Here is a 25,037-nt window from a genome sequence, read left to right as displayed (position 1 = left end):
TTGTTCATCAAAATGATCAGATTGCCCGGCGCGAATCCCATCCCTCGAATTGCCGGAACCTGCCGATGAACGTTGCCGAAGCCGTTGTCACCCGCCGCTCGATCCGGGCTTTTACCGAACAAACCGTTGATCTCGAAACCATGCGCCGCGTGCTCGAAGCCGCGCGCATGGCGCCTTCAGGCTGCAACTACCAGCCGTGGGAAGCGACCGTGCTCACCGGCGCTCCGCTCAAGGCGCTGCAGGACGTTCTGCTGGCGAGCAAGCCCGACGATCCGCTCGAATACGACTTCTCGGCTCCGGGCCAGGTGGACAAGTACAAGCAGCGTCTCAGCACGCTGGGCGCGCAAATGTATGGGGCGATGGCGATCGGTCGTCAGGACGTTGACCAGCGCGAACTGTTTTCACGGCAGAACCTGACCTCGTTCGGGGCGCCGGTGCTGCTGCTCAGCCATTTCCCCAAATTGATGAAGGAACCGCAGTGGTCCGATGTGGGGATGTGGCTGCAAACGATCATGCTGTTGCTGCGCGATGAAGGACTCGATTCCTGCCCACAGGAATGGATGGGCATCTATGGGCGGACCATCAAGACGCATCTCGGCCTGTCCGATGACACCATGCTGTTCTGCGGCATTGCCATCGGGTACCGCGATCCCGATGCGGCAGTGAACAATTTCGAGCGCGAGCGCGTGCCGCTCGACGAACAGGTGCGTTTTCTTGGGTTCTGATAGTGCAACGAGCAGCGGTGTGAGGACGGGGTGAGCGTTTCACCCTTTCTTTGGGTGCCGTTCACGCTGGCGGCGGCGATGGCGCAGGTGTTCCGTAACGCCTTCCAGTCGAAACTGAGCGCTAGAATCGGCACGATCGGCGGGACGCAGGTGCGCTTCGTCTATGGCCTGCCTTTCGCAGCTGTGCTGCTGGCCATCTATCTGGCGATCGTTCCCGCCCCGTTCCCGACTATTCCGCCCGAAGCCCTGGCATGGTCGTTCGCCGGTTCGGTGACCCAGATCGTCGCGACTGCGTTGATGCTGGTGGTCATGGCCAAGCGCGATTTCGGTGTGGCCTATGCCTACATCAAGACCGAGCCGGTCACGGTGGCCCTGTTGGGCCTCGTGCTGATCGGGGACCGGCTGCCCTGGCTGGGCTGGGTCGCGGTCCTGATCGTGACGATAGGTGTCGTGATGTCCTCGCTGCGGGCGGGCGACGATGCATCGCAACTTGCGGAATGGAAGCCGCTGGTCGTCGGCGTGGCCAGCGGCGCGCTGTTCGGTCTGACAGCAATCTGCTTCCGGGCCTCGATCGACCTTGTGCCTGAAGGCACGTTCATGATGCGCAGCCTTGTCATGCTGGTGGTGTCTCTGGCGATCCAGTCGGCGACGCTGGCGGTGTGGTTCGTGGTGAAGGATGCGTCCGGATTCTGGGGCTCGGTGCGCGAATGGCGGCTCAGCGTCGTTGCGGGCGCGCTGGGGGCGATTGCTTCGGCTGGCTGGTTCATTTCCTTCTCGCTGACCATCGCGGCCAATGTGCGCACGCTTGCCCTGATAGAGATGCCGGTGGTGGCGCTCGTCTCGCGTTATGTCTCGGGCCGCTGGCTGACGGCGCGGGAATGGGCGGGCTTCGCGCTCATCACGGTCGGCGTGGCCCTCCTGATGTTCGCGCACGCCGCTTGACTGGAACCGCGCGCCGCCTAATGCCGCGTGCCTATGACCGATGCACCCAGTCTCACGCTGTTCAACAGCCTGACTCGCCAGCTCGAACCGTTTCAGCCCGTCCACGAGGGCGAGGCGCGGGTCTATACCTGCGGGCCGACGGTCTACAATTACCCGCACATCGGCAACATGCGCGCCTATGTCTTCGCCGACATTCTGGGCCGCACGCTGAGCCACAAGGGCTACAAGCTCACCCACGTCATCAACATCACCGATGTCGGCCACCTCACCGACGATGCCGATGCGGGTGAGGACAAGATGGAGAAGATGGCGCGCCAGCAGCACCAGTCCATCTGGGACATCGCGAAACACTATACCGAGGCTTACTGGGCGGACATCGCGGCGCTGAACATTCGCGAGCCCGCCAAGTGGTCGATTGCTACCGATTACGTGCCGCAGATGATCGAGTTCGCGAAGTCGATCGCGGACAAGCACTGCTACGAACTGGACAGCGGCCTCTACTTCGATGTTTCCTCAGTCGCGGACTATGGTCGGTTGGCAAGAGAGGATGACCTGATGTCGGAGCTAATGAAAATTAGTTCCGGGCTGCGATCTCTGCAGTCGGAAGATGACCATGAAGTTTTGAAATCCAAGTTTCATAAGCTTGCGGTCGATTTTCTGACTACACTCAGGGAGTTTTATCGTAGGAAGTCGTTGAAAAAGTATCAGGACTTAATCGATATCTGGACGTGGGCTGATAGCCCCGCAGACGATCAAACTCCTCTAAGAATATTGGAAAGCGTTGCTGCAACAGGAGCCAGATTGCGCGAAGGGCGCATAGAGTCAGTCGAAGGCAAGCGAAACGAAGAAGACTTCGCCATCTGGCGCAAGACCCCGCCGGGCGAGAAGCGCCAGATGGAGTGGGACTCCCCTTGGGGCAAGGGCGCGCCGGGCTGGCATCTCGAATGCTCGGTGATGTCGGGAGACCTGCTCGGATTCCCGTTCGACATCCACACCGGGGGCATCGACCACCGCGAGATCCACCACCCCAACGAGATTGCGCAGAACCAGGCGTTCTGCTGCACCAACGGCCTCGACGTGCCGGCCAACTCAGGCGCACGGGTGTGGATGCACAACAACTTCCTCGTCGAGCGCTCTGGCAAGATGAGCAAGTCCTCGGGCGAGTTCCTGCGGCTGCAACTGCTGATCGACAAGGGCTACCACCCGCTCGCCTACCGCATGATGTGCCTGCAGGCGCACTACCGGAGCGAACTGGAATTCAGCTGGGAAGGACTGGGCGCCGCGCTCACCCGCCTCAAGCGCATGATCATGGCGGCCGAGCGGCTCAAGGATGTGGCGCCGGGTGAGGCTCGCCATCCCAAGCTGGCGGCAATGCTGGACGCATTCGAGAAGGCCATCGGCGAGGACCTGAACACCCCGGTTGCCCTGACTGCGCTGGAAGACGTGCTCGCGGCCAAGAAAGTTGATCCCGCCGCCAAGCGTGCTGCGGTAGAGGCCATGGATTCGGTGCTCGGTCTGGACCTGTTCGATATCCAGCGCGCCGGTTTGCGCCTCAAGCCAAAGGGTGTGGAGATCACCGAAGCAGAGATCGAGGACGTGCTGGCGCGCCGCAAGCAGGCTCGTGCCGACAAGGATTTCGCCACGTCCGATGCCTTGCGCGATGAACTGGCGGCCAAGGGCGTCGAGGTGATGGACGGCGATCCGCTCGGCTGGGAATGGAAGTTGGGATGAAGCTGTGGCGTCTCTGCCGGGCGGGCCATGTGGCGCTTGACGGCGGAGGCTCCCGGCAGTTTGGCGGACGCTACACGCCGGCTGGCTCGCCGGTCGTGAACTTTGCGTCTGATGCCGCACTCGCTATATTGATCGCCTTGCGTTACCAGCCGCGCGATCTGTCCGGTATCGTGGAGGATTTCGTTCTCGGCTGGACGGAAATTGATGCCGAGCCTGTGCGGGTTCCGCCGGGAGCCGACGAAGACGAAGTTCGCGGTTTTGTGCGCGAATGGCTGGACGAAGGGCAGGCGCTTCTGGCGGCAGTGCCCTCGCGGGTATTACCCGAAGGCGAGGTGGTCATGATGAACGTGCATCATCCGGATGCGGGGCAGGTCGCACCGCTTGTCACTCGCCCCTTCAGTTTCGCCCAATGCCTGCACACGCCGCCGATGGCAGATCGATACGGTGCGCAGCAATGACCGTTGCTCTTGTCAATGCTCTGGCCCGCCCTTTGGTAGAGAGCAAAACCCCGGACGGCATTGAGCCGCTGTGGTTCGAGACGCCTGAAGAACTGCTCGACCTCGCTCCTCGCGCGGAGATCGCCTGGCTGGACATGTGCCCGCCGCCGCTGGCCGCACAGGCCATCGCGAGGATGGACAAGCTGGTCTGGTACAACGCCATGTCCTCTGGCGTGGACTGGCTGCCGCTGGACCTGTTCCGGGAACGAGGCGTGACGTTGACCAATGGCGCGGGTATTCATGCCCAGAGCGTTGCCGAGTTCGCGCTGCTGGGGATGCTCGGCATGGCCAAGAACTGGCGAGAGGTCGTTCGCGCGCAGGACCGGCATGAATGGCTGGCTGAGCCGCCGGGCAAGCTCGAACTGCTCGACGCCGAGGTGCTGATCATCGGCGCCGGTGAAATCGGGCAGCGGATCAGGCAGATGCTACTGGCGATGGGGTCGCGGGTTACAATGGCCCGCCGCAATCCAGGCGTCGGCGAACTGGGCGGTGAGGAATGGCGTTCTGCGCTGGGCCGTTTCAACTGGGTTATCCTGATCGTGCCTTCGACGCCTGAGACCAGGGGGCTGTTCGGTGCTGACGAACTGGCAGCGATGAAACCGGACGCCGTGCTGATGAATTTCGCACGCGGAACGGTGGTGGATCAGGATGCGCTTCTGGCTGCTATCGATTCGCATCATCTTGGCGGTGCGTTCCTCGATGTGACGGATCCGGAGCCCTTGCCTCGCGACCACCCGCTCTGGGCGCGGGATAACGTGCATATCTCCATGCACCTGTCCGGCAGGGCACAGGATGCCCTTTTTCCGCGCGGGGCTGCCCGTTATCTGGAGAATCTTCAGCGTTTCCAGCGGGGCGAACCGCTTCTGCACCGTGTCGATCTCGCACGGGGATATTAGTTAACTCCTCAGCTAGCGAATTCATCAGGAAGGTATTTTGTCCGAAACACCTATTTGCCTCTGTGAAATCACGGAGCACCTGTTACCCGTGAGGCAATGACAAGTGGGGAGTAACGGTGATGGCCGAAGCAGATAAGACCAAGGCATCGGACTTGTTCATCCAGTGCCTTGAGCAGGAAGGCGTCGAATACATTTTTGGCGTGCCGGGTGAAGAGAATCTGGACTTGCTCGATTCGCTTTCGCGTTCGGAGAAAATCAAACTGGTGCTCACCCGTCACGAGCAGGGTGCTGGCTTCATGGCGGCGACCTACGGGCGCCATACCGGCAAGACCGGCGTATGCCTTTCAACGCTCGGCCCGGGCGCGACCAATCTGGTGACCGCTGCCGCCTATGCCACGCTGGGCGGTATGCCGATCCTGATGATCACCGGCCAGAAGCCGATCAAGAAGTCCAAGCAGGGTCGCTTCCAGATCCTCGACGTCGTCTCGATGATGCAGCCGATCACCAAGTACGCGCATCAGATGGCTTCGTCCGACAATATCCCGAGCCGCCTGCGCGAGGCGTTCCGCATCGCCGAGGAGGAAAAGCCCGGCGCCACGCATATCGAGCTGCCCGAGGACGTGGCGGACGAGCACACCGACTCGCGCCCGATCCCGCGATCCACGGTTCGCCGCCCCACGGCCGACATGAAGTCAATCGTGCAGGCGGTCGAGGCCTTGGAGAAGGCCAAGCGACCGCTGCTGGTGATCGGTGCAGGCGCCAACCGCAAGATGACCAGCAAGATGCTGGGCGAATTCGTCGAGAAGACCGGAATCCCCTTCGTCACCACCCAGCTCGGCAAGGGCGTGATCGACGAGCGGCACCCGAAGTTTCTCGGCTGCGCGGCTCTTTCGGCTGGTGACTTCGTGCACCGCGCGATCGAGGATTCGGACTGCATCTTCAACATCGGCCACGACGTGATCGAGAAGCCACCGTTCTTCATGCACAACGACGGTTCACGCGACGACCGGGTGGTCGTCCATGTCTCGACCAAGACGGCGGAAGTCGATCCGGTCTATTTCCCGCACATCGAAGTGATCGGCGATATCGCCAATGCCATCTGGCAGATCAAGGAGGCGGTCACTCCGTCACCCGCATGGGATTCCAGCGCGATGCTGCGGTATCGTCAGGCTGAACTGGACCATACCGCCCAGCTGGCCGCGGACGAGCGCTTCCCGGTCTTCCCGCCGCATCTCGTGCAGCAGGTTCGTGATGCCATGCCGGACGATGCGATCGTCTGCCTCGATAACGGCGTCTACAAGATCTGGTTCGCGCGCGGATATTGTGCCTGCAAGCCGAACACCGTGCTGCTCGACAACGCGTTGGCGACCATGGGGGCGGGCCTGCCTTCGGCGATGGCCAGCGCGATGGTCTATCCGGACCGCAAGGTCATCGCGATCTGTGGCGACGGCGGGTTCATGATGAACAGCCAGGAGATGGAAACGGCGGTTCGCCTCGGTCTCAACCTGACCGTTCTGATTCTCAACGACAGCGCATACGGCATGATCCGCTGGAAGCAGGCCAACATGGGCTTTGATGACTTCGGGCTGACTTATGGAAACCCCGATTTCGTGAAATATGCGGAGAGCTATGGGGCCAACGGGTATCGCGTCGAAAGCGCAGAGCACCTGAAGGAACTTCTGGCGCATTGCCGCGATACGCCGGGTGTCCACCTGATCGACTGCCCGGTCGACTATTCCGAGAACGACAGGATTCTGAACACCGAGATCAAGGATCTGTCCAAGGCCTTGTAACGGGAACGGCAGCACCCCCGCTGAGCAGCGCGGGGGTGCTGTGTCAGACGTCATCAAGCAGCAGCAACTCGGCTTCTACTGTCATGCGCGAAGCTGGCGTTGTCGCGCGCGTGACCGACGTGATCGCGGCATCGGCGACGAGTTGCCCGGAGATGGTGAACTCGTGGTCGGGCAGGGCGCACACGTAGGCTTGGCCTTGCTGCATGCCGTCTGCGCCGCTGAATACCAGTGTGACGGTGTGGCGCGAGCCTGAGAACGTGGTGCTGGACCAGGGCCGTTCGGCATGATGCAGGAATTCGGCTCGCGGTCCGGCCAGCAGAATCAATTCTTTCACCAACCGTTTCCATGGACCGTGCTGTCTTGGCAGGCCCGATCCGGCGTGAAGTTGGGTAATAACGTCACTGTGCATTGCAGCCCTCCTGCGTGTTCGCGAGATAGCCGGCCATGAAGGCTTCAATCCGCGCAGCCGTAGTGTCGCGCGGTATCCGGCCATTGCGTAAATCGAACACGAAGCGGGGATCGTGCGCAGCGAGGCGCCCGAACTTGGTGCAGGGCATGTCCGTATGGCGCAGGAAGCGCTCGATCTGGCGCAGGAGCATCTGGGCAGGTCCTTCCGGTGAGTCGGGTTTTGATGTTCTCTAAATGTTCCAACTCAAATCCTACTTGTCTAGGAAATTTCCTTCACGTATCCATTACAAGATGGAAAGCCCTGATCCCCGCCGGAATCTGATTGTGCTGGCCGAGGCGCGAAAGGTCAGTCTGGCCGCGCTTTCCCGCATGATCGGCAAGAATGGCAGTTATCTGCACCAATTCCTCTACAAGGGCAGTCCGCGCAAACTGGAGGAGACCGACCGCGCCACACTGGCGCGCTTCTTCGGTGTCGATGAGGCGGAGCTTGGAGCGCCGCAGGATAAATACCACGATCTGGCGCGCGCGGAATGGATCGATGTTCCGCGCCTGATGGTCGGGGCATCCGCGGGGCCAGGAGCACGTCTGGACGAAGAGGGCGCTTTCGATGCAATCCGATTCTCGGGGCGATGGTTGCGTTCGATGGGGCTGCGGGCGAATTCGCTGTCCGCAATTACCGTTTCAGGTGATTCGATGGAGCCGACGTTGCGTGACGGGGATGAGATTCTCGTCGATTGCAGTGGCAGCGCCTTGCGCGATGGCATCCATGTCGTGCGGCTGGAGGGCACCGTGCTGGTCAAGCGTATGGATACAGGCCGGCCCGGACGGATCGTGCTGCTCAGCGACAATCCCGCTTACCAGCCGATAGAATGCGGGGCAGGGGAGGTGCAGGTGGTCGGCCGCGTGGTGTGGAAGGGCGGGCGGATTTGACCGTGTTTCCCCCTGTCGGTGGTTGCATTCGCCGCAGCCTGCCGCCATTTCGAAGCACATGACTGACACTTCCCAGCCGATGCGCGTCGGCATCATTCCCGTCACGCCTCTCGAGCAAAACTGCTCGCTCCTGTGGTGCACCAAGACGATGCGCGGCGCGCTCGTCGATCCCGGCGGCGATCTGCCCAAGCTGAAGCAGGCGCTCGAAAAGACCGGTGTGACGCTGGAGAAGATTCTCGTCACGCACGGCCATCTCGATCATTGCGGGCAGGCGGGCGTGCTGGCGAAAGAACTGGGCGTTCCGATCGAAGGGCCGCAGGAGGAAGACCGTTTCTGGATATCCCAGCTGGATGACGACGGCGCGCGCTGGAACATGGAAGCGCACACCTTTGAGCCGGATCGCTGGCTGGAGGACGGGGACAAGGTCACGGTCGGTGACCTCGAACTCGATGTCGTGCATTGCCCCGGACACACGCCGGGCCACGTCGTATTCCATCACGGGCCGAGCAAGTTCGCCATGGTCGGCGACGTTTTGTTCCAGGGCGGAATTGGTCGCTGGGATTTTCCGCGCGGCAATCTTGAGGATCTGGTGAATTCGATCACGCAGAAACTCTGGCCGCTGGGAGACGACGTGACGTTTGTCCCCGGTCACGGGCCGGTCAGTACCTTTGGTCAGGAGCGCCGCACGAATCCTTTCGTCAGCGATGCGGCGCTCGAACGCGGACTGCCGGGTTAGAATCGTCCGAGTGCGATCATTACGGCCATTGTCGACAGTCCCAGCAGGGTGAGGGCCGTCACAAGGAAGCCGACGGCGCGCAGCGGATTGGCGTCGTTCCGGTCCATGCCGAACGCATGGCTGATGCGCGCCAGCAGGTAAACTGAGCCGACGATGGCGAGCCAGCTGCCGCCCTTGCCGGTCATCTCGATCGCGGCGACGAGAAACAGCACGAAAGGCGTGTTCTCGACGAAATTCGCCTGCGCACGCATCCGCTGCATCAGCATCGGGTGCCCACCGTCGCCGTGCAGTATCTTGGTGTTGAAGCGGAGCTTTCCGGCGCGGAAGGCCAGCCAGACGTTCATGACGGCCGCCGCCGCGGCAAGGCTTAGTGTCGTCTGCAGAATCATGGAATTGATCTCCCCTTTGGTGGGGCGGTACATGATGCAGGGAGGAACGGGTTGCAACTCGTGTGAAATCGGGTATAGGCGCGCCTTCGCAAGCCGCCGTGTCCGCAAACGGTCACCGGCGGCGTTTTTGACAGAAAACTATTTGCAGGAACAGGTGCCGAAATGGCTGTCCCTAAGAGAAAAACGACCCCGTCCCGCCGGGGCATGCGCCGCAGCCATGATGCTCTCAAGGTTGAGGCGTTCCACGAGTGCCCGAACTGCGGCGAGCTGAAGCGCCCGCACAACCTCTGCAACGCTTGCGGTCACTACAACGGCCGTGAAATCGTCGCGGTCGAAATCTAAGACCCAAAGTCTTTAGAATTTCGAGTTTCGGAGAGAGCCCATGAGTTTGCCGCGTATCGCCGTTGACGCGATGGGCGGTGACGAGGGCGTGCGCGTCATGATCGAGGGCGCCGCGCTGGCGCGCCGTCGGCATGACCGGTTCAAGTTCCTGCTGGTGGGTGACGAGACGCGGATCAAGGCCGCTCTCGAAAAGCACCCGAACCTGCGGGCAAGCTCCGAAATCCTGCACACAGACGACGTCATCAGCGGCGAGGACAAGCCTAGCCAGGCCCTTCGCCGCGCCAAGACGACGTCTATGGGGCGTGCGATCGCGGCTGTGAAAAGCGGCGATGCCGGTGCGGCTGTGAGCGCCGGCAATACCGGCGCGCTCATGGCCATCGCAAAGCTGACCTTGCGCACGATGCCCGGTATCGATCGTCCGGCCCTGGCTGCGCTGCTGCCGACGTTGGGCGATAACGACGTCATCATGCTTGATCTCGGCGCCAACACCGAGTGCGACAGCCGCAATCTCGTGCAGTTCGCGATCATGGGTTCGGCCTATGCCCGCGTTGCCACGGGGCGCGAGCAACCGCGCGTGCGCCTGCTGAATATCGGTACCGAGGAAATCAAGGGCACCGATCTCCTGCGCGATGCGGCGGCAACGCTGAAGGAAGCGGCGGGCGATCTTTCGATTTCCTTCGATGGTTTTACCGAGGCAGACAAGATGTGCCGCGGCGATGTCGATGTCGTCGTGACCGACGGTTTCTCCGGCAACATCGCCCTCAAGGCGGTGGAGGGGACCGCTCGGTTCGTGGGCGACCTTTTGCGCCGCAGCTTTTCCAGCTCATTGCGGTCCAAGATCGGCTTCCTGATCTCGCGTCCGGCGACCGAGCTGCTCAAGCACCATCTCGATCCCAATAATCATAACGGCGCTGTCTTCCTGGGTCTCAACGGCATTGTCGTGAAGAGCCATGGCGGTGCGAACGCCACGGGAGTGGCCAATGCCGTTGCAGTGACTGCGCGGCTCCTGGAGGAAAACGTGACCGAGCGCATTACGGCCGACCTTGCCCGCGTGGGCGGGGACAACTGGCGCATGCCGCGCACGCAGGAAGAGCGGGCCTGATGATTCGTTCGGTTCTTCTGGGCACGGGTTCGGCACTTCCGCGCCGTTCCGTCAGCAATGCAGAGCTTTCCGAGCGCGTCGATACCAGCGACGAGTGGATCGTCGAACGCACCGGCATCCGTAACCGCCATATCGCTGACGATGACGAGACAACTTCCAGCCTTGCTACGGCAGCTGCGAAAAACGCGATCGAGGCGGCGGGAATCGATGCGTCGTCGATCGACCTGATCGTGCTGGCTACTGCAACTCCCGACCAGACGTTTCCCGCGACTGCCACGATCGTCCAGAACAACATTGGTTGCCGTGGGGGCATCGCGTTCGACGTTGCCGCCGTATGTTCGGGTTTCCTCTACGCTGTGGGCGTGGCCGATTCGATGTTGCGTTCGGGCATGGCAAAACGGGCGTTGGTGATCGGTGCGGAGACATTCAGTCGCATCCTTGACTGGGAAGATCGTACGACCTGCGTTCTTTTCGGCGATGGCGCTGGCGCGATTGTTCTGGAAGCGCAGGAACAGGCCGGAGATGCGCCGCGTGGCGTTCTCGCAACGCGTCTCCATGCCGATGGTGCACACAACCAGCTGCTCTTTGTCGATGGTGGGCCTTCGACAACCGGGACGGTAGGAAAATTGCGAATGAAGGGCCGGGAAGTATTCCGGCATGCTGTTGTGAACCTCTCTGAAGTTCTTAAAGAAGTTCTTGAAGAAGCAGGTTTGACGACTGCAGATATCGACTGGCTGGTTCCTCACCAAGCGAATGCCCGTATTCTGGAGGCGACCGCAAAGAAGCTCGACATGCCCACCAGTAAGGTTGTCATGACGGTCGGTCAGCATGCGAATACATCGGCTGCATCTGTGCCGCTGGCGCTGGATCAGGCCGTGCGCGACGGTCGAATTGTTGAAGGCGACCTTGTTATGCTGGAAGCCATGGGTGGCGGTTTTACATGGGGCGCCAGCCTAATTCGAATGTAACGCGGTCTCTCGGTGTGACATTGCCTGTAATGTTGCACCAAGTGTTGCTTTTTTCCTGCTTTTTCATATGATCGTTCGACAAGGGGTTGGCGCTCGAAGGGGAAAGCGGGCTACATGCGCTCCACTGAAACATTGACGAGGGCGGAAATCGCCGAGGCCATTCACAGGAAGCTTGGACTCTCAAGGTCTGAGTCACTTGCGATGGTGGAGGCGATACTCCAGCATATGACGACAGCGCTCAGCGATGGCGAGAACGTCAAGATATCGGGCTTTGGCACGTTCCTGTTGCGAGACAAGGGCGAGCGCGTGGGCCGCAATCCCAAGACAGGCGTGGAAGTTCCGATTACGCCGCGCCGGGTGATGACGTTCCGGGCCAGCCAGATGCTCAAGGATCGTATCGCCGGAAGCTGATTGGCGGAGTTACCATGAACGGATTGCCGGCAACGCCCGTATTCGATGACGGAAAGGCGGCAGATGCTCTGCGCACGATCGGAGAGGTCGCGCAGGCGCTGGGTATTCGCCAGCATGTTCTGAGGTACTGGGAAGAACAGTTCCCTGCTTTGCAGCCAATCAAGCGCAGCGGCGGGCGGCGGTATTACCGGCCGCAGGATGTGGCGTTGATCGTCGAGATCGACCGTCTGGTGCACCGTGAAGGCTTTACGCTGCGGGGGGCCTGCAAGGCGCTCAGCGGCAAGCCCGCGGTTTCCACCGTGACTGGCGACATGGTTCCGGACGCGGGTTCTCGCGGTATGCGAGATCAGCTCGTCACGATCCGGCGAGAACTGGCCGAGGCACTTGCCGCAGCCTGAGCCTGCTTAATCCTCGATATTCGGGCCGAGCGTGGGATCCAGATCGCGCGGGCGGACCAGATGCACCAGTTTCCCGCAATTCTCTTCGATGTCCGGCCACTGATCAATGTCGAGCTGGAGGACCGCGTAGGCAGCCGTCGGAAATTTCTCTTCTACGATATCGCGCAACGGGCTGCTGCCGTCGTCGGGCACGAGGTCGAAGATCAGGTCCTCAAGGCCCGGATTGTGGCCGATGAGAATGATCGAAGCGGGATTGCCTTCCTGTTCGCGCAGGACATCCATGAGTGCGGCTGAATTGGCGAGGTAGATGCGGCGGTCCCAGGTGATGGGCGGCGTTTCGCCTGCGGCCTCTCCTGCGAGTTCGATTGTCTGGGTTACGCGCACTGCCGGTGATGCGAGGACCCGTTTCCAACCCACGCCATGCTCGAGAATGTGCTTGCCCATCACCGCCGCGCCTTTCCGGCCACGCTTGTTCAGCGGACGGTCGAAATCGCGCAAACGCGCGTCGTTCCAGTCCGATTTGGCGTGGCGGAAAATTCCCAGGGTCTTCATTTTTGCAGGCAACTCCCGGGTGCGGTGCTTCAACAGCGAACTGTCACGATCGGCCGGCGTTTTGACCTTCCGGCTCCGTTTCTCCTGAAGCATGGCTGGACACGCGATGTAAAGCCTCCTCCAGCGAAATACGCCGTATAGGCGTGCCTGCCGGAAATGCACTCAGCAGACGCGAGGGGAATGCCGAGGAAAGAACGACGAAATAGCCGTGATCGTCGCGGCTGCGGATGAGGCGCCCGAAGGCCTGTGCAAGGCGCGCACGAATGATCGAATCGTCGTAGGCCGAACCACCGCCCGCAAATCGCCGGGCCCGGTGCAGGATGGAGGGCCGGGGCCAGGGCACCTGCTCCATCACCACCAGCCGCAACGAGTGGCCCGGCACGTCAACACCGTCGCGTAGAGCATCGGTGCCAAGCAGCGAGGCAGCGGGATCGTCGCGGAAGATGTCGACGAGCGTGCCGGTGTCGATCGGATCGACGTGCTGGGCATAGAGCGGCAGACCGGCTCTGGCGAGGCGATCGGCAATACGGCCATAGACAGCCCGCAGGCGGCGGATTGCCGTGAACAGCCCCAGTGCGCCGCCGCGAGAGGCCTCGATCAACCGGGCGTAAGCCGCGGCAAGGGCAGGGATGTCCCCTCGCGGCACGTCGGTGACGATCAGGACTTCGGCTTGGGCGGCATAATCGAAAGGGCTTTCCTGCTCAGTCAGGCGTGGAACGACGCCGATGTGCTCTGCGCCGGAACGGGCCACGGCCTTGTCCCAATCCGCTCCATCCTGCAGCGTGGCGGAAGTCATGATCACGCCATGCGCGGGTTCCAGCACGACACTCGCGAAAGGCTTCATCGGGTCGAGCCAGTGGCGATGGATGCCGATGTCGAATTCGCGCGCTTCCGATCGCTCGACCGCCAGCCAGTCTACATATTCCGGATCGACCGGGCCGCCGAGGCGCGCGAGCAGGGCTTCCCACGCCGCCAGCAGGTCTATGCGCCATGTCAATGAATGACGTGCGCCTTCGAGGCGTGCGCGGCCCTGACCGTCGAGCCAGTCGGGCGGGTCCTCGAGCAGGGCTTCCAGCCGCAAGCCGAGGCGCATCAGGGGCTGCCGCAGATCGGCAAGCGCTTCGCGCGCGGCTTGGGAAATCTCGACGAAGGCCCCGTCAAGGTCGGCTGCTTCGGTTTCGAGGCCATAGCCCGCTTCTTGGCCGCCGCTTTCATCGCGGGCGTAGACAGTGGCCCGCACTGCTGCGAGCAGGTCTTCCAGAGGGCCCCACGGGGCACCTTCCGCCAGCCGCTGCATCCAGCCATCGCCCGGAAGGGCCTCGGCAGCCGCGCGCGCGGCCGTGATGGCCTTGGCGCCTGCCTCGTCATAGCTGACGATATCCGCCAGCCTTGCAGACAGCCCCCGCCTGCGCCCTCGCGAGGCTTTTTCAGGGCCGATGACCCAGCGGCGCAGTTCGATCGTTTCCGCGCCGGTCAATGCCGCAGCGAAAGTGGAGTCGGCCGCATCGAAGACATGATGGCCTTCGTCGAAAACGATGCGCGTCGGGCGCGCGGCAGCGTCTCTTCCGCGCGCGGCATTGACCATGACGAGGGCGTGGTTGGCGATCACCAGATCGGCCCCGGCGCTTGCCCGCGTGGCGCGCTCGATGAAGCACTTCCGGTAATGCGGGCACCCGGCATAGACGCATTCGCCGCGGCGGTCGGTGAGCGACGTGATTCCGCGCTGGCGGAACAGGGTGCCGAGCCAGCCGGGCAAATCGCCGCCGATCATGTCGCCGTCGCGCGAATAGGCGGCCCAGCGTGCAACCAGCTGAGCGAGGATGGCGGCGCGGCCGGCAAAGCCGCCTTGGAGGGCATCTTCCAGATTGAGCAGGCACAGATAGTTTTCGCGGCCCTTGCGGACGACTACGGGCTGGGTGCCGTCTGCACGCCGCTCGGGCCACGCGCGGCGGCTCTCCTGCCGCAACTGGCGCTGCAAGGCCTTGGTGTAGGTCGAGACCCAGACGGTGCCGCCGGACTGCTGGCTCCAGAGCGAGGCCGGGGCGAGATAGCCCAGTGTCTTGCCAATGCCGGTTCCCGCCTGCGCCAAGAGCAGGTGCGGCTGGCCTGAGCGTTCGCGCGGGGTGAAGGCATAGGCAGCCTGTGCCGCATAGGCCCGCTGGCCGGGGCGCTGCTCGGCCCCCGTGCCTGTAAGATCTTCGAGCCGGTGGAGTACATCGGCTTCGTCCAGCAGGACCTGACGGGGCTGCGGTTGATCTGCGCTCTCTTCCCACTCCGGCAGGCGCGAAAACAACCAGCGTTCGGCCCGCTGCGGCTTGGCGATCCGGCCGGTGAGAAGCGTGGCCCAGGGCCAGCGCATTCGCACCAGAGACTGCAGGGCAGTCCAGGCGCCCTCGCGTTCGGGCCAGTCAGCGGCTTCGCAGGTATCGAGCAAGGTTTCCGCCGCCTGTTGCAGCAGGCGGGCGACATCCGCGTCACCCTGCGGTTCAGTGAGGCCCAGCGCGTGAGCAAGGCCCTTGGGCGTCGGGACTACGAAACGGGCAGGGTGAACGAACGCGTAGAGTTCGAGCACGTCGAGCCCCGAAAGATCGGGATAGCCCAGTCGGGTTGCGACCAGGGGAGCGTTCAGGATCAGCAGCGCCGTATCGGCCGCCGCCATCACCGCTTCGCCTTTGGAAATGGTGCGGGTCACATCTCCGTCGCGCAGCCAGCAACCGCCATGACTGGCGTGAAGGGCAGTGAGGGTGAGTGCGGCCATCGCTGTGTCTTAGGGATGAGCGGGGGGATTGGGAACGGCGCTCCCAGAACCCGCCCACTGCTAAATACGTTCTGATACAATTTTGAGTCTTGTCTAAAATCAGTCTAGATATATCTTAGCGTCATCATGAAGAAACAAGACGAAATGAAAAACACGATGTTCAATCACAAGCATGGCCGTCATGGCGGCCGCAGGGAGCGTCCCGGAATGGATGGCGAATTCCACGGAATGCGCGGCGGGCGCGGCAAGCATGGCATGGCGCGTGGCCCGTTTGGACCCGGCCGTGGCGGCTTCGGCGATGACTTTGCCGGCGAACGCTGGGGCATGGGGCCAGGTGGCCCGGGCGGCGGCCGGGGCCGCGGACGGGGCATGCACGGCGGTCGCCGCAAGCGCCTGTTCGATCAGAACGAACTCCAGAGCCTTCTGCTGGCTCTGATCGTCGAAGGGCCCCGGCATGGCTATGACCTGATCCGCGAGATCGAGAGCCTTTCCGGTGGCGATTATGCCCCAAGCCCGGGGGTGGTCTATCCGGCGCTGACCTACATGGAAGAATCGGGCCTGATCGCAGTCATGGCTGGCGAAAGCTCGCGCAAATCTTACGAAGCGACCGAAGAGGGGCGCAAGCAGGCCGAGGCCGATGCCGACAGGGCAGACGCTCTAAAGGCCAGGTTGACGGCGCTGGCCGAGCAGCGCGACAAGGTCGATCCCGCACCGGTGCGCCGCGCCATGCAGGCGCTCAAGACCTCGGTATTCGACCGGCTGTCGAGCGAAGGCGCCGATCGCGATCTGATCCTGCAGATCGCCGATGCCATCGACGAGGCGACCCGCAAGATTGAGAGGATCGAGGCATGAGCACTATCACGGCCCGGGTGAAGACCGGAAATGGCGGCAAGTACGTGCGTCAGTTGTGCAAGCACTGGAGCCACAAGCTGCAGACCGAAGTGGATGGTGACAGCGGGAAGGTCACCTTTCCAACCGCTGTGACAACCATGGACGCCGATGGGGAAGGCATTGCCATTGCCATTACCGGTGCGAACCGGAACGATGTCGAGAGGCTGACGGATGTGGTCGCCCGGCACATCGACCGGTTCGCGTTCCGCGAGGCCCCACTTGCCTATGATTGGCAGTGGGTGACTGAGAGCGGCAATAGCGGCGCATGAACGGCATCTATTTCAAACCGGCGCCCCGTTCACGCAGCGCGCTTCTTCTCCAGCGCCTTCGCGCTCAGGAAGGAAAGCGGCTCTTTGAACGTGTTGGTCACGTTGGGGAAAGGAATTTCGATTCCGGCTCCGTCAAGGGCGCCCTTGATGGCGAAGATCACCTGGCTCTTGGTCAGACGCAGGTCCTGCACTGACGTGTCGGACCACCACTGCACGAGGAAGTCCACAGAGCTGGAATTGAATTCCTGCGCGAAGACCACGGTGCCCTTGTCCTTGTCGATCGCTTCGACCGAGAGCAGAGCCTGTTCGATCACCTTCTGCGCTTCCAGCAGGTCAGTGTCGTAGGACACGCCGACAACAATCTCGTTGCGGCGCAGATGCTGGTCCGTGAGGATTTCGACGGGGTTCTTGAACAACATCGAGTTGGGAACCACAGTCAGTTCTCCGGAGAGCTGGCGGACATGGGTTTCGCGCAAGGTGATCTTCTCGACCTTGCCGGCGATGCCGCCGCACTTGATGGCATCACCGATGTTCATCTTTTCGCGCAGCATGATGAGCACGCCGGCCAGGAAGTTCTCGAAGATGTCCTGAAATGCGAAGCCGATTGCGAGGGCACCGACGCCAAGGCTTGCGAAGACGCTGGCCGGGGTGAAGCTCGGGATGGCCACCGTCAGCGCTATGAGCGTGCCGAAAATCCAGACCACCAGCCGTACAAGTGTTTCGACAAGTTGCTTGAGGTCATCGCGGACATGGGCCCGCGAGGTGATGCGGCGCGACGTGCGCGCCATGACGCGGGCAACGGTCCAGGTGAGGACAATAATGGCCAAGGCAATGGCCAGAGAGGGAAGCTCCTGAACGAAGGCTTTGCCCATCGCCTCAATCTCATGGCTCAGGATGGCGGCATAATTCACGGGTATTCAATCCTTTCGGTGCGTTTAGCCCTTAACGTCCGGAGCAGCGGGTGGTTCCTGAATGCGCTTCGCACTTGCGAAACCTGCGCAATTCGCCAAAGAGCGCGGCCATGACCGATGATGCCCTGATCGAAGCCGCCCGTGTGTCCAAGGCCTGGCCTTTCCAGGAGGCCCAGAAGCTGCTCAAGCGGTATCCGCAAGGCAAACCGGGTGGCGAGCCCGTGCTGTTCGAGACCGGTTACGGTCCCTCGGGCCTGCCGCACATCGGCACCTTTCAGGAAGTGCTGCGCACCACGCTGGTCCGCCGCGCCTACGAGGCGCTGACGGGCGGCGCCCCGACCCGGCTGGTCGCGTTCTCCGACGATATGGACGGTCTGCGCAAGGTTCCGGACAATATTCCCAATGCGGAACTGCTGGCGGCCAATCTCGGCAAGCCGCTGACCCGCATTCCGGACCCGTTCGGAAAGTACGAAAGCTTTGCGCACCACAACAACGCGATGCTGCGCGAATTCCTCGACCGGTTCGGGTTCGAATATGAATTCGTCTCGGCCAGTGATCGCTACAATTCCGGTGCCTTCGACGCGGCGCTGACGCGCGTGCTCGAGTGCAATCAGGCGATCCTCGACGTCATGCTGCCGACGCTGCGCGAGGAGCGTCGCAAGACGTATTCGCCGGTGCTGCCGGTCTCGCCGTCGACGGGCGTGGTGTTGCAGGTTCCGGTAGAGGTGCTCGATCCGGCGACCGGCATGATCCGCTTCACCGATCAGGACGGCTCGGTCGTCGAGCAGTCTGTATTCGGCGGGCAGGCCAAGCTGCAGTGGAAGGTCGACTGGGCGATGCGCTGGTATGCGCTGGGCGTCGATTACGAGATGTGCGGCAAGGACCTGACCGACTCGGTCACCCAGTCGGGCAAGATCGTGAAGATCCTCAGCGGACGTAAGCCCGAAGGTCTGATCTACGAACTGTTCCTTGACGAGAACGGCGAGAAGATCTCGAAGTCCAAGGGCAATGGCCTGACGATCGACCAGTGGCTGACTTACGGCACAGAGGAATCACTGGGTTTCTACCTGTTTCGCGAACCCAAGAGCGCCAAGCAGCTGCATGTGGGCGTGATTCCCAAGGCTGTCGACGAATACTGGCAGTTCCGCGGCAATCTGCCCGAGCAGGCGCTCGACAAGCAGCTCGGCAATCCGGTGTGGCACCTGCTGCGCGCCAATGGCGGCGGCGAGGGTGCCGGTGATACGTTGCCGGTGACGTTCTCGCTGCTGCTCAATCTTGTCGGCGTGCTGGGTGCGGATGCCACCGCGGATCAGGTCTGGTCGTATCTCGGCAACTACGTGGCCGATGCAACGCCCGAGGCCCATCCGGAACTCGGTGAACTGGTGCGTGCCGCGCTGGCCACCAACCGCGATTTCATCGCGCCCACGCTGGTCCGCCGTGCGCCTGCGCCCAACGAGGCCGAGGCGCTGAAAACGCTCGACGCGGAACTGGCCAAGGCCGGGCCGGAAACGACTGCTGAAGAATTGCAGAACGTTGTCTATGAGATCGGCAAGAACGAGGCCTATGGCTTCGAGAACCTGCGCGACTGGTTCAAGGCGCTCTACGAGACCTTGCTGGGTTCCTCGCAGGGGCCGCGCATGGGCAGCTTCATTGCCCTTTACGGCGTGCCCGAAACGCGCAAGTTGATCGCGCAGGCTCTGGAGGCCTGATTCCACCAGCGTGAGGCGCGATGCCCAGGACTGCCCGGACGGCCGAACAGCTTTGCGAAGATCTGCTCGGCCGCAAGTTTGCTGACGTCGATGCAGAAGAGCAGCGCGTGCTGCGGCGCATTGCGTCGGGCACGGTCATGGGGCCCGATGCGCAGGAAGAGGCGGCATTGCATGCCAGCTTCGGCGACCGGCTGGCCGACAGGGTGGCCGCGATCGGCGGTTCCTGGGGCTTCATCGCGGGCTTCGGTGTCGTGCTGCTGGCCTGGATGCTGGTGAACAGCCGCATTCTGGATTTAGGACTGCATCCCTTCGATGCCTATCCCTACATCTTTCTCAACCTGATCCTGTCGATGCTGGCGGCGATCCAGGCGCCCGTTATCATGATGAGCCAGAACCGGCAGGCTGCCCGCGACCGCATTACCGCGCGGCACGACTATGAAGTGAACTTGCGCACGCAGCTTGAAATTCTGCGGTTGCACCGGCGCTTCGATCACCTTTTCGAATATTTCGAAGCGCGAGCCAGCGCCGAGGCCGGGGAAGAGACCTGAGCCGCGGCTAACGCCAGGCCCGTGCGCGGAACCACTTGGTGACGACATATTTGACACCGCGAACGACGGGCCGGGCTGCGTGCATCGACCAGGGGTTGGGGGTGCCATCCGCCTGCGCATTGTTCCAGAGCAGGAGACATCCGGCGAGCGGAGGAACGCTGAGACGGATACGGGTGAAATCGGTCGTGCCGCCTTCGTCGACCGAGTTGAGGTAGATCATCGCCGTCCAGCTACGCTGACCTCCGCTGCGCTTTTCGCGGGGCCAGTATCCAGCCGACGTGTCGAACCAGTCGCAATGTTCCTGGAAATACTGACCACACTGATAGCGCTGCCCTTGGGCGGATTCCCCGCTGGTCGCCGGCAACCCGGTAAGGGCGGCAAGCCGTGCATCAATTCCGCGCACGGTATCGTCCCAGACGTCGATATCGCTGGAGCAACTGGTGCGGTAATCGGGCCAGTCCTTGTCGTCGATCAGGCTGGAAGGACAGGCCACCGCATCGATCATGCCGATCAGGCGATCGCATTCGTCTGCGCCGAGGAAGCTTTCCACGGCGTAGAGTTCGATTCTTTCCTCTGGAAAACGCCGGACCGACGGATCAGCAGACAGGCGCTCGCGCACGGCAGCGCCGATCCTGGCAAGAGCCCTGAAATCAGGATGGGCAGCGCCTGTCATCGGAATAACAGACTACGTCAGTTTCGGTGGCAATCAATGGTGCTGTTTCCATAGCCCGGAAAAGGCTAAAGTCAGGTTTGCTTGTCAGTCCAAAAGCGGATGGAACTTTATGGAAACAAAGCAATACTCTCCCGTAGCGGTGGTTCTGCACTGGCTGATCGCCTTGCTCATCGCGCTCAATTTCGTCGCTGCCTGGGTCGCCGAAGACATGCCCAAGGCCGAGAAGATGCAGATCATGGGCAATCACAAGGCCTTCGGTCTGACGATCCTGGTTCTTACCGTTATCCGTATCCTCTGGCGCGTCCTTCACAAGGCCCCTGCGTTCTCTTCCGCACTTTCGGCCTGGGAGGTTGCGCTGGCGCGGGTCACGCACGCCTTGTTCTATTTCCTGATGCTGGGCATCCCGTTGACAGGCTGGGGCATGGTGTCCGGCGGAGGCAATCCGGTGAGTTGGTTCGGGCTGTTCGAGATCCCTGCGTTGCCGGTTGGCGGCGACAAGGCGCTGGGCGGCATATTCCACGAAAGTCACGAGGCGCTGGCGACGGTGATGCTCGTGCTGTTTGCGCTGCACGTCGCCGGCGCTCTCAAGCATCACTTCCTGGACCACGACGACACCATGGCCAGAATGGTTCCTTTCCTGCGCCGCCGCTGATGGGGGCACGCTGCCGCCCATGAAAAGAGCCCTCATACCGTTCAGGGATGAGGGCTCTTCGTGTACGCGGAAGAGTTGAGCTACCAGAAAAAGTCGTAGATGACGTCCACCACTTCGCCGGTGTAGATGTTCACCAGCAGGACATCGTCATAGTAGCGCACCCAGCGGTAGGGGCCGTAGACTTCGGGCAGGCGGTAATACCACGGATCGGTGATCCAGTAGCGGCTGCCATAGAATAGTGTGCCAAGCGAGAACCCGATGCCGAGACGCCGGTAACGGTACCCGTAATAGGGGGCATTGTAGCGGCCGATCCGGTAGACCGTCCGGTTGCGAGCCCGATAGCTGCGCCAGTCGTAGCGGTTGTCGTGGCGCCAGTCATTGCGATCCCACCGCCGGGCATCCCGGTAGTCGCGGCGATCGTCGCGCCGGTCGTAACGCCGGTCACGATTGTCATCGCGCTGGCCGTTGCGCCAGTCGGAGCGCTGATCACGACGGTCTTCGCGCCGGTTAGTCTGCGGCTTGGCGCGGTCGTTACGCTGGTTGGTACGATAGTCGCGCTGATCGGCACGGTAATCGCGCTGTTCTCGCACGACGTCACGGCGTTGTTCGCGCTCGTTTTGCTGCTGGCGGGAGCGTTCGAATGCCCCTTGGCGCGCTTCCGTCATGTTTGGCGGGCTGTTGCGGTTCTGGTACGTGCTGCGCTGTGGCGCCTGTGCCGGCTGCGCGCGTTGCGGGGCAGCGGTCCGCGTCGGCTGCGGCGTGCTCCGGCGATCCTGTCCGGCCCGTCGGTCCGGCCTGGGGGAATTGTTGCCGTCGCGGTTGTCGCGGCCATAGGTTCGCTGCTCGGCAGCGCTGGCGATGTCTGCCATCCCGAGGCTTGCAACGGACAATGCCATGGCGCCCCACGCTGCTGCCGTGAAGAGCCGACTCGTCTTTCTTGTCTTGTGGTCAGTCATATCATCTCTCCAGAAACAGACGTGCCGCACGGCCTTAGCGTTACGTCCCTCAAGAAAAGGCTTTGTTGTGCTTGCATCTATGCACACGTCGCCATGTCCAGAGTCTGAACTGCGCTGTTGCCTTTTGTTCATAATCAGAGCCGGAAAGATGAACTGGGTAACCGCTTCGATTGAGAGTGGCGGCTTGTGAAATTCACCGGAATGCTGGACCTGGATCGGTCGCTGGCGCGGCTCCTGGCAGAGGGAACAGAGCCCTCCGTTTGTGGTCAGGGTTCGCGTGTCAGGTTCGCGAAATCAGGATTGCCGCGCGTTCCTCTGCGCTTTTCGTTCAGCAGCATGCGAACGAAGGACAGGGGCTTGGTCAATGCATAGGTGAGGCGCCCGAAAGTCCGGGCATAGAGTTCCGGGTGGACCATGGCGCGGGGTGCGTCGAGGGCCTGCAAGGCCAACTCCTCGCCCCAACTGCGCACGGCTTCGGGCATGCAGCCTTCACGGAAATAGAGGATCATGTTCTGGCGGTACCAGCTGGCGACCTCAGGATTGTCCCAGAGCGCGAGGCGCATGGCATCAAAGGGGCGGAAGCCGCGTCGGGCAAACTTCGCGGTCCAGTATTCCGGCCATCGCTCGTTGACGTGGTGCTGGCCGCCTTGGAGGGGGATCGCCGCCGAAATCAGCAGTACGTCGCCTTGGCTGGCGAGAAAGTCCGCAAGAGCTTCAGCCCGGCTTTCGTCGATGTGTTCGACGAACTCGAGCGAGGTGACAAGGTCGTAGCGTTCACGCGGTAGCGCGGGGCCGGTGAGACCGTCGGCCTCGAAGTTCCAGCGTGTGAACTCGCCTTCCCGCAGCGTCTTGTCGGCGGGAGACCAGGGGCCATCGACTCCGTGCACTTCTCCGACACCCGCAGCGCGGAAGGCGTCGAGCCAGCCACCCGTGCCGCAGCCGACATCGAGCACGCTGGCGGGCGAGAGCAGGGGGACAAGCAGGCCCGCCACGATGGCTGCCGAACGCTCGGAGCCCGAGACGTAGTTGCCATAGGTATCGTGTACGTAGCCTGCCGTGGCCATGCCGTGGCGTTCCCCCTGCCGTGTCTGGCTGCGCCTTAGCGGGTCAGCTTCTTGTAGGCCAGCGCGGTCGGACGGTCGGCGGCGTCGCCCAGGCGACGGCGCTTGTCCTCTTCGTAGGCTGCGAAGTTGCCTTCGAACCATTCGACGTGGCTGTTGCCTTCGAACGCGAGGATGTGCGTCGCCAGACGGTCGAGGAAGAAGCGATCGTGGCTGATGACCACGGCGCAGCCCGCGAAGTTTTCGATGGCTTCTTCCAGCGCGCCCAGCGTTTCCACGTCGAGGTCGTTGGTCGGTTCGTCGAGCAGCAGCACGTTGCCGCCCTGCTTGAGCATCTTGGCGAGGTGGACGCGATTGCGTTCACCGCCCGACAGCTTGCCGACGTTCTTCTGCTGGTCCTGCCCCTTGAAGTTGAAGGCGCCGACATAGGCACGCGTCGAGGTGTCGTGGCCGTTGACCTTCATGTAGTCGAGGCCGTCGGAGATTTCCTCCCAGACGTTGTGCTTGTCGTCGAGGTGATCGCGGTTCTGGTCGACGTAGCCGAGGTGCACGGTCTGGCCGATCTCGATCGTGCCTGAATCTGGCGTATCCTGCCCGGTGATCAGCTTGAACAGCGTGGACTTGCCCGCGCCGTTGGGGCCGATGACGCCGACGATGCCGCCCGGCGGCAGGATGAACGAGAGATCCTCGAACAGCAGCTTGTCGCCGAAGGCCTTGGAAATGCCCTTGGCCTCGATGACCTTGCCGCCCAGGCGCTCGGGTACCTGGATGACGATCTGTGCCTTGCCGGGGGTGCGCTGGTCCTGCGCGTTCTGCAGTTCCTCGAACTTCTTGATACGCGCCTTGGACTTGGTCTGCCGGCCCTTGACGCCGGCGCGGATCCACTCAAGCTCGTCCTTGATCGCCTTCTGGCGGCCCGTCGCCTCGCGGTCTTCCTGCTCGAGGCGCTTGGCTTTCTTCTCGAGGTAGGTCGAGTAGTTGCCCTCGTAGGGGAAGTACTTTCCGCGGTCGAGTTCGAGGATCCAGCCTACCACGTTGTCGAGGAAGTAGCGGTCGTGGGTGATCATCAGCACCGCGCCATGGTATTCCTTGAGGTGGTTTTCCAGCCAGTCGACGCTTTCGGCATCGAGGTGGTTGGTCGGTTCGTCCAGCAGCAGGATGTCGGGCTTCTGGATCAGGAGGCGGGTGAGGGCGATACGGCGCTTCTCACCGCCGGACAGGCTTTCGACGGCCCAGTCGCCCGGCGGGCAGCGCAGCGCTTCCATGGCGACTTCAAGCTGGTTGTCGAGCGTCCAGCCATCGACCGCGTCGATCTTGTCCTGCAGCGTGCCCATTTCCTCCATGAGCGCGTCGAAGTCGCAGTCTTCCGGCGGATCGCCCATGATCATGGAGATCTCGTTGAAGCGGTCGATCATGTCGGCCGTTTCGCGCGCGCCGTCCTTGACGTTCTCGAGCACGGTCTTGTCGGGATCGAGCTGCGGTTCCTGCGGCAGGTAGCCGACAGTGATGTTCTCGCCCGGCCATGCCTCGCCCGTGAAATCGGTGTCGATGCCGGCCATGATCTTCATCAGGGTCGACTTGCCGGCGCCGTTCGGGCCGACGATGCCGATCTTGGCACCCTGGTAGAACTGCAGCGAGATGTTCGAAAGCACCGGCTTCTGGGCGCCGGGGAAAGTCTTGGTCATGCCCTTCATGACATAGGCGTATTGCGCGGCCATCGGGTTCCTCTGGATGAAATCTGACGTATCGGGACGATTTGCGCGCCGCTCTACAGGCCCGGTGCCGCAGG

At 62.3% G+C, this 25,037-nt stretch carries 28 protein-coding genes; 18 read left to right on the top strand and 10 right to left on the bottom strand.

Going from position 1 to position 25,037, the window contains the following annotated elements:
* Positions 1 to 65: 65 nt before the first annotated feature.
* From MTR64_RS05050 to MTR64_RS05025, 6 genes are all read left to right on the top strand, one after another.
* Positions 66 to 725, top strand: coding sequence for a nitroreductase (locus MTR64_RS05050; RefSeq protein WP_243991336.1), 660 nt, complete (start codon positions 66 to 68; stop codon positions 723 to 725).
* Positions 726 to 755: 30 nt separating this feature from the next.
* Positions 756 to 1,667, top strand: a complete 912-nt coding sequence (locus MTR64_RS05045) for a DMT family transporter (RefSeq protein ID WP_243991334.1) — start codon at positions 756 to 758, stop codon at positions 1,665 to 1,667.
* Positions 1,668 to 1,700: 33 nt separating this feature from the next.
* On the top strand, positions 1,701 to 3,398 hold the full coding sequence (locus MTR64_RS05040) for a cysteine--tRNA ligase (RefSeq protein ID WP_243991333.1): 1,698 nt from the start codon (positions 1,701 to 1,703) through the stop codon (positions 3,396 to 3,398).
* Complete coding sequence (locus tag MTR64_RS05035; RefSeq protein WP_243991331.1) at positions 3,395 to 3,856, top strand: RES family NAD+ phosphorylase; 462 nt, start codon at positions 3,395 to 3,397, stop codon at positions 3,854 to 3,856. The genes MTR64_RS05040 and MTR64_RS05035 overlap by 4 nt, the downstream gene beginning before the upstream one ends.
* A complete protein-coding gene (locus MTR64_RS05030) occupies positions 3,853 to 4,791 on the top strand; it encodes a D-2-hydroxyacid dehydrogenase (RefSeq protein ID WP_243991329.1) in 939 nt (312 codons plus the stop codon). The genes MTR64_RS05035 and MTR64_RS05030 overlap by 4 nt, the downstream gene beginning before the upstream one ends.
* 119 nt (positions 4,792 to 4,910) lie before the next feature.
* Entirely contained in the window at positions 4,911 to 6,584 is a 1,674-nt protein-coding gene (locus tag MTR64_RS05025) for an acetolactate synthase large subunit (RefSeq protein WP_243991326.1), read from the top strand.
* A gap of 43 nt (positions 6,585 to 6,627) precedes the next feature.
* Here the strand turns inward: MTR64_RS05025 and MTR64_RS05020 are convergent, their stop codons facing one another.
* Together MTR64_RS05020 and MTR64_RS05015 are read right to left on the bottom strand one after the other, a co-directional pair.
* Positions 6,628 to 6,918, bottom strand: a complete 291-nt coding sequence (locus tag MTR64_RS05020) for a hypothetical protein (protein ID WP_243991317.1) — start codon at positions 6,916 to 6,918, stop codon at positions 6,628 to 6,630.
* A 64-nt stretch (positions 6,919 to 6,982) separates the two neighbouring features.
* Positions 6,983 to 7,183, bottom strand: coding sequence for a hypothetical protein (locus MTR64_RS05015; RefSeq protein ID WP_243991316.1), 201 nt, complete (start codon positions 7,181 to 7,183; stop codon positions 6,983 to 6,985).
* Positions 7,184 to 7,283: 100 nt separating this feature from the next.
* Between MTR64_RS05015 and MTR64_RS05010 the strand changes: the two genes are divergently transcribed.
* Together MTR64_RS05010 and MTR64_RS05005 are read left to right on the top strand one after the other, a co-directional pair.
* Positions 7,284 to 7,922: a S24 family peptidase gene (locus MTR64_RS05010; RefSeq protein ID WP_243991314.1), complete on the top strand. Its 639-nt coding sequence runs from the start codon at positions 7,284 to 7,286 to the stop codon at positions 7,920 to 7,922.
* Between the two features lie 58 nt (positions 7,923 to 7,980).
* The gene (locus tag MTR64_RS05005) at positions 7,981 to 8,658 is read left to right on the top strand and encodes an MBL fold metallo-hydrolase (RefSeq protein ID WP_327194248.1); all 678 of its coding nucleotides are present in this window, start codon (positions 7,981 to 7,983) and stop codon (positions 8,656 to 8,658) included.
* On the opposite strand, the gene MTR64_RS05000 is transcribed toward MTR64_RS05005, so the two are convergent.
* Positions 8,655 to 9,047, bottom strand: a complete 393-nt coding sequence (locus MTR64_RS05000) for an MAPEG family protein (protein WP_243991312.1) — start codon at positions 9,045 to 9,047, stop codon at positions 8,655 to 8,657. The two genes, MTR64_RS05005 and MTR64_RS05000, sit on opposite strands and share 4 nt — an antisense overlap.
* Positions 9,048 to 9,209: 162 nt before the next feature.
* Here MTR64_RS05000 and rpmF point away from each other — a divergent pair, with 162 nt between their 5' ends.
* The 5 genes from rpmF to MTR64_RS04975 all read left to right on the top strand — a co-directional run bounded on the left by rpmF (position 9,210) and on the right by MTR64_RS04975 (position 12,268).
* Positions 9,210 to 9,389 carry a 50S ribosomal protein L32 gene (gene rpmF, locus MTR64_RS04995; protein ID WP_013833797.1) on the top strand — a complete coding sequence of 60 codons (180 nt, stop codon included), beginning with the start codon at positions 9,210 to 9,212 and terminating at the stop codon, positions 9,387 to 9,389.
* A gap of 40 nt (positions 9,390 to 9,429) precedes the next feature.
* A complete protein-coding gene (gene plsX / locus MTR64_RS04990) occupies positions 9,430 to 10,491 on the top strand; it encodes a phosphate acyltransferase PlsX (RefSeq protein ID WP_243991310.1) in 1,062 nt (353 codons plus the stop codon).
* On the top strand, positions 10,491 to 11,459 hold the full coding sequence (locus MTR64_RS04985; protein ID WP_268740724.1) for a beta-ketoacyl-ACP synthase III: 969 nt from the start codon (positions 10,491 to 10,493) through the stop codon (positions 11,457 to 11,459). The genes plsX and MTR64_RS04985 overlap by 1 nt, the downstream gene beginning before the upstream one ends.
* Positions 11,460 to 11,573: 114 nt before the next feature.
* Positions 11,574 to 11,870, top strand: a complete 297-nt coding sequence (locus tag MTR64_RS04980; protein WP_243991301.1) for an integration host factor subunit alpha — start codon at positions 11,574 to 11,576, stop codon at positions 11,868 to 11,870.
* A gap of 14 nt (positions 11,871 to 11,884) precedes the next feature.
* Positions 11,885 to 12,268 (top strand): MerR family transcriptional regulator, encoded by a 384-nt coding sequence (locus MTR64_RS04975; RefSeq protein ID WP_243991299.1) that lies wholly within the window; start codon positions 11,885 to 11,887, stop codon positions 12,266 to 12,268.
* Positions 12,269 to 12,274: 6 nt separating this feature from the next.
* Here MTR64_RS04975 and MTR64_RS04970 read toward each other — a convergent pair whose 3' ends face one another.
* Both MTR64_RS04970 and MTR64_RS04965 read right to left on the bottom strand, forming a co-directional pair.
* Positions 12,275 to 12,820: a SixA phosphatase family protein gene (locus tag MTR64_RS04970; RefSeq protein ID WP_243991297.1), complete on the bottom strand. Its 546-nt coding sequence runs from the start codon at positions 12,818 to 12,820 to the stop codon at positions 12,275 to 12,277.
* A 43-nt stretch (positions 12,821 to 12,863) separates the two neighbouring features.
* On the bottom strand, positions 12,864 to 15,578 hold the full coding sequence (locus MTR64_RS04965) for an ATP-dependent DNA helicase (RefSeq protein ID WP_243991295.1): 2,715 nt from the start codon (positions 15,576 to 15,578) through the stop codon (positions 12,864 to 12,866).
* Positions 15,579 to 15,704: 126 nt separating this feature from the next.
* On the opposite strand from MTR64_RS04965, the gene MTR64_RS04960 reads away from it, so the two are divergent.
* Positions 15,705 to 16,430 carry a PadR family transcriptional regulator gene (locus MTR64_RS04960; RefSeq protein ID WP_327194247.1) on the top strand — a complete coding sequence of 242 codons (726 nt, stop codon included), beginning with the start codon at positions 15,705 to 15,707 and terminating at the stop codon, positions 16,428 to 16,430.
* Positions 16,427 to 16,738 (top strand): DUF2218 domain-containing protein, encoded by a 312-nt coding sequence (locus MTR64_RS04955; RefSeq protein WP_243991293.1) that lies wholly within the window; start codon positions 16,427 to 16,429, stop codon positions 16,736 to 16,738. Before MTR64_RS04960 ends, MTR64_RS04955 begins: the two co-directional genes overlap by 4 nt.
* Before the next feature lie 29 nt (positions 16,739 to 16,767).
* Here the strand turns inward: MTR64_RS04955 and MTR64_RS04950 are convergent, their stop codons facing one another.
* Positions 16,768 to 17,649 (bottom strand): mechanosensitive ion channel family protein, encoded by an 882-nt coding sequence (locus MTR64_RS04950; protein WP_327194246.1) that lies wholly within the window; start codon positions 17,647 to 17,649, stop codon positions 16,768 to 16,770.
* A 110-nt stretch (positions 17,650 to 17,759) separates the two neighbouring features.
* Here MTR64_RS04950 and MTR64_RS04945 point away from each other — a divergent pair, with 110 nt between their 5' ends.
* On the top strand, positions 17,760 to 19,358 hold the full coding sequence (locus tag MTR64_RS04945) for a lysine--tRNA ligase (RefSeq protein WP_243991292.1): 1,599 nt from the start codon (positions 17,760 to 17,762) through the stop codon (positions 19,356 to 19,358).
* A 20-nt stretch (positions 19,359 to 19,378) separates the two neighbouring features.
* The gene (locus tag MTR64_RS04940; protein WP_243991291.1) at positions 19,379 to 19,906 is read left to right on the top strand and encodes a DUF1003 domain-containing protein; all 528 of its coding nucleotides are present in this window, start codon (positions 19,379 to 19,381) and stop codon (positions 19,904 to 19,906) included.
* Positions 19,907 to 19,913: 7 nt separating this feature from the next.
* Here MTR64_RS04940 and MTR64_RS04935 read toward each other — a convergent pair whose 3' ends face one another.
* The gene (locus MTR64_RS04935) at positions 19,914 to 20,579 is read right to left on the bottom strand and encodes a 2OG-Fe(II) oxygenase (RefSeq protein ID WP_243991290.1); all 666 of its coding nucleotides are present in this window, start codon (positions 20,577 to 20,579) and stop codon (positions 19,914 to 19,916) included.
* 109 nt (positions 20,580 to 20,688) lie between these two features.
* On the opposite strand from MTR64_RS04935, the gene MTR64_RS04930 reads away from it, so the two are divergent.
* Positions 20,689 to 21,231, top strand: coding sequence for a cytochrome b (locus MTR64_RS04930; protein ID WP_243991289.1), 543 nt, complete (start codon positions 20,689 to 20,691; stop codon positions 21,229 to 21,231).
* An 80-nt stretch (positions 21,232 to 21,311) separates the two neighbouring features.
* On the opposite strand, the gene MTR64_RS04925 is transcribed toward MTR64_RS04930, so the two are convergent.
* From MTR64_RS04925 to ettA, 3 genes are all read right to left on the bottom strand, one after another.
* On the bottom strand, positions 21,312 to 22,187 hold the full coding sequence (locus MTR64_RS04925) for an RcnB family protein (protein WP_243991288.1): 876 nt from the start codon (positions 22,185 to 22,187) through the stop codon (positions 21,312 to 21,314).
* A gap of 266 nt (positions 22,188 to 22,453) precedes the next feature.
* Positions 22,454 to 23,251, bottom strand: coding sequence for a class I SAM-dependent methyltransferase (locus tag MTR64_RS04920; protein ID WP_243991287.1), 798 nt, complete (start codon positions 23,249 to 23,251; stop codon positions 22,454 to 22,456).
* Between the two features lie 35 nt (positions 23,252 to 23,286).
* Complete coding sequence (gene ettA / locus MTR64_RS04915; RefSeq protein WP_243991286.1) at positions 23,287 to 24,966, bottom strand: energy-dependent translational throttle protein EttA; 1,680 nt, start codon at positions 24,964 to 24,966, stop codon at positions 23,287 to 23,289.
* Between the last annotated feature and the right edge of the window lie 71 nt (positions 24,967 to 25,037).

Source organism: Novosphingobium album (ex Hu et al. 2023), assembly GCF_022832385.1.
Lineage (GTDB): Bacteria > Pseudomonadota > Alphaproteobacteria > Sphingomonadales > Sphingomonadaceae > Novosphingobium > Novosphingobium album.
The sequence above is the reverse complement of the archived record's forward strand: the minus strand, read 5'-3'. Positions and strand labels throughout refer to the sequence as shown.

What these genes read in the sequence shown, in the direction of transcription:
- MTR64_RS05050 (WP_243991336.1), top strand. Translation starts at nt 66, where the DNA reads ATGAACGTTGCCGAAGCCGTTGTCACCCGCCGCTCGATCCGGGCTTTT.
- MTR64_RS05040 (WP_243991333.1), top strand. Translation starts at nt 1,701, where the DNA reads ATGACCGATGCACCCAGTCTCACGCTGTTCAACAGCCTGACTCGCCAG.
- MTR64_RS05035 (WP_243991331.1), top strand. Translation starts at nt 3,395, where the DNA reads ATGAAGCTGTGGCGTCTCTGCCGGGCGGGCCATGTGGCGCTTGACGGC.
- MTR64_RS05030 (WP_243991329.1), top strand. Translation starts at nt 3,853, where the DNA reads ATGACCGTTGCTCTTGTCAATGCTCTGGCCCGCCCTTTGGTAGAGAGC.
- MTR64_RS05025 (WP_243991326.1), top strand. Translation starts at nt 4,911, where the DNA reads ATGGCCGAAGCAGATAAGACCAAGGCATCGGACTTGTTCATCCAGTGC.
- MTR64_RS05015 (WP_243991316.1), bottom strand. Translation starts at nt 7,183, where the DNA reads ATGCTCCTGCGCCAGATCGAGCGCTTCCTGCGCCATACGGACATGCCC.
- MTR64_RS05010 (WP_243991314.1), top strand. Translation starts at nt 7,284, where the DNA reads ATGGAAAGCCCTGATCCCCGCCGGAATCTGATTGTGCTGGCCGAGGCG.
- MTR64_RS05005 (WP_327194248.1), top strand. Translation starts at nt 7,981, where the DNA reads ATGACTGACACTTCCCAGCCGATGCGCGTCGGCATCATTCCCGTCACG.
- MTR64_RS05000 (WP_243991312.1), bottom strand. Translation starts at nt 9,047, where the DNA reads ATGATTCTGCAGACGACACTAAGCCTTGCCGCGGCGGCGGCCGTCATG.
- rpmF (WP_013833797.1), top strand. Translation starts at nt 9,210, where the DNA reads ATGGCTGTCCCTAAGAGAAAAACGACCCCGTCCCGCCGGGGCATGCGC.
- plsX (WP_243991310.1), top strand. Translation starts at nt 9,430, where the DNA reads ATGAGTTTGCCGCGTATCGCCGTTGACGCGATGGGCGGTGACGAGGGC.
- MTR64_RS04985 (WP_268740724.1), top strand. Translation starts at nt 10,491, where the DNA reads ATGATTCGTTCGGTTCTTCTGGGCACGGGTTCGGCACTTCCGCGCCGT.
- MTR64_RS04980 (WP_243991301.1), top strand. Translation starts at nt 11,574, where the DNA reads ATGCGCTCCACTGAAACATTGACGAGGGCGGAAATCGCCGAGGCCATT.
- MTR64_RS04975 (WP_243991299.1), top strand. Translation starts at nt 11,885, where the DNA reads ATGAACGGATTGCCGGCAACGCCCGTATTCGATGACGGAAAGGCGGCA.
- MTR64_RS04970 (WP_243991297.1), bottom strand. Translation starts at nt 12,820, where the DNA reads ATGAAGACCCTGGGAATTTTCCGCCACGCCAAATCGGACTGGAACGAC.
- MTR64_RS04965 (WP_243991295.1), bottom strand. Translation starts at nt 15,578, where the DNA reads ATGGCCGCACTCACCCTCACTGCCCTTCACGCCAGTCATGGCGGTTGC.
- MTR64_RS04960 (WP_327194247.1), top strand. Translation starts at nt 15,705, where the DNA reads ATGAAGAAACAAGACGAAATGAAAAACACGATGTTCAATCACAAGCAT.
- MTR64_RS04955 (WP_243991293.1), top strand. Translation starts at nt 16,427, where the DNA reads ATGAGCACTATCACGGCCCGGGTGAAGACCGGAAATGGCGGCAAGTAC.
- MTR64_RS04945 (WP_243991292.1), top strand. Translation starts at nt 17,760, where the DNA reads ATGACCGATGATGCCCTGATCGAAGCCGCCCGTGTGTCCAAGGCCTGG.
- MTR64_RS04940 (WP_243991291.1), top strand. Translation starts at nt 19,379, where the DNA reads ATGCCCAGGACTGCCCGGACGGCCGAACAGCTTTGCGAAGATCTGCTC.
- MTR64_RS04935 (WP_243991290.1), bottom strand. Translation starts at nt 20,579, where the DNA reads ATGACAGGCGCTGCCCATCCTGATTTCAGGGCTCTTGCCAGGATCGGC.
- MTR64_RS04930 (WP_243991289.1), top strand. Translation starts at nt 20,689, where the DNA reads ATGGAAACAAAGCAATACTCTCCCGTAGCGGTGGTTCTGCACTGGCTG.
- MTR64_RS04925 (WP_243991288.1), bottom strand. Translation starts at nt 22,187, where the DNA reads ATGACTGACCACAAGACAAGAAAGACGAGTCGGCTCTTCACGGCAGCA.
- MTR64_RS04920 (WP_243991287.1), bottom strand. Translation starts at nt 23,251, where the DNA reads ATGGCCACGGCAGGCTACGTACACGATACCTATGGCAACTACGTCTCG.
- ettA (WP_243991286.1), bottom strand. Translation starts at nt 24,966, where the DNA reads ATGGCCGCGCAATACGCCTATGTCATGAAGGGCATGACCAAGACTTTC.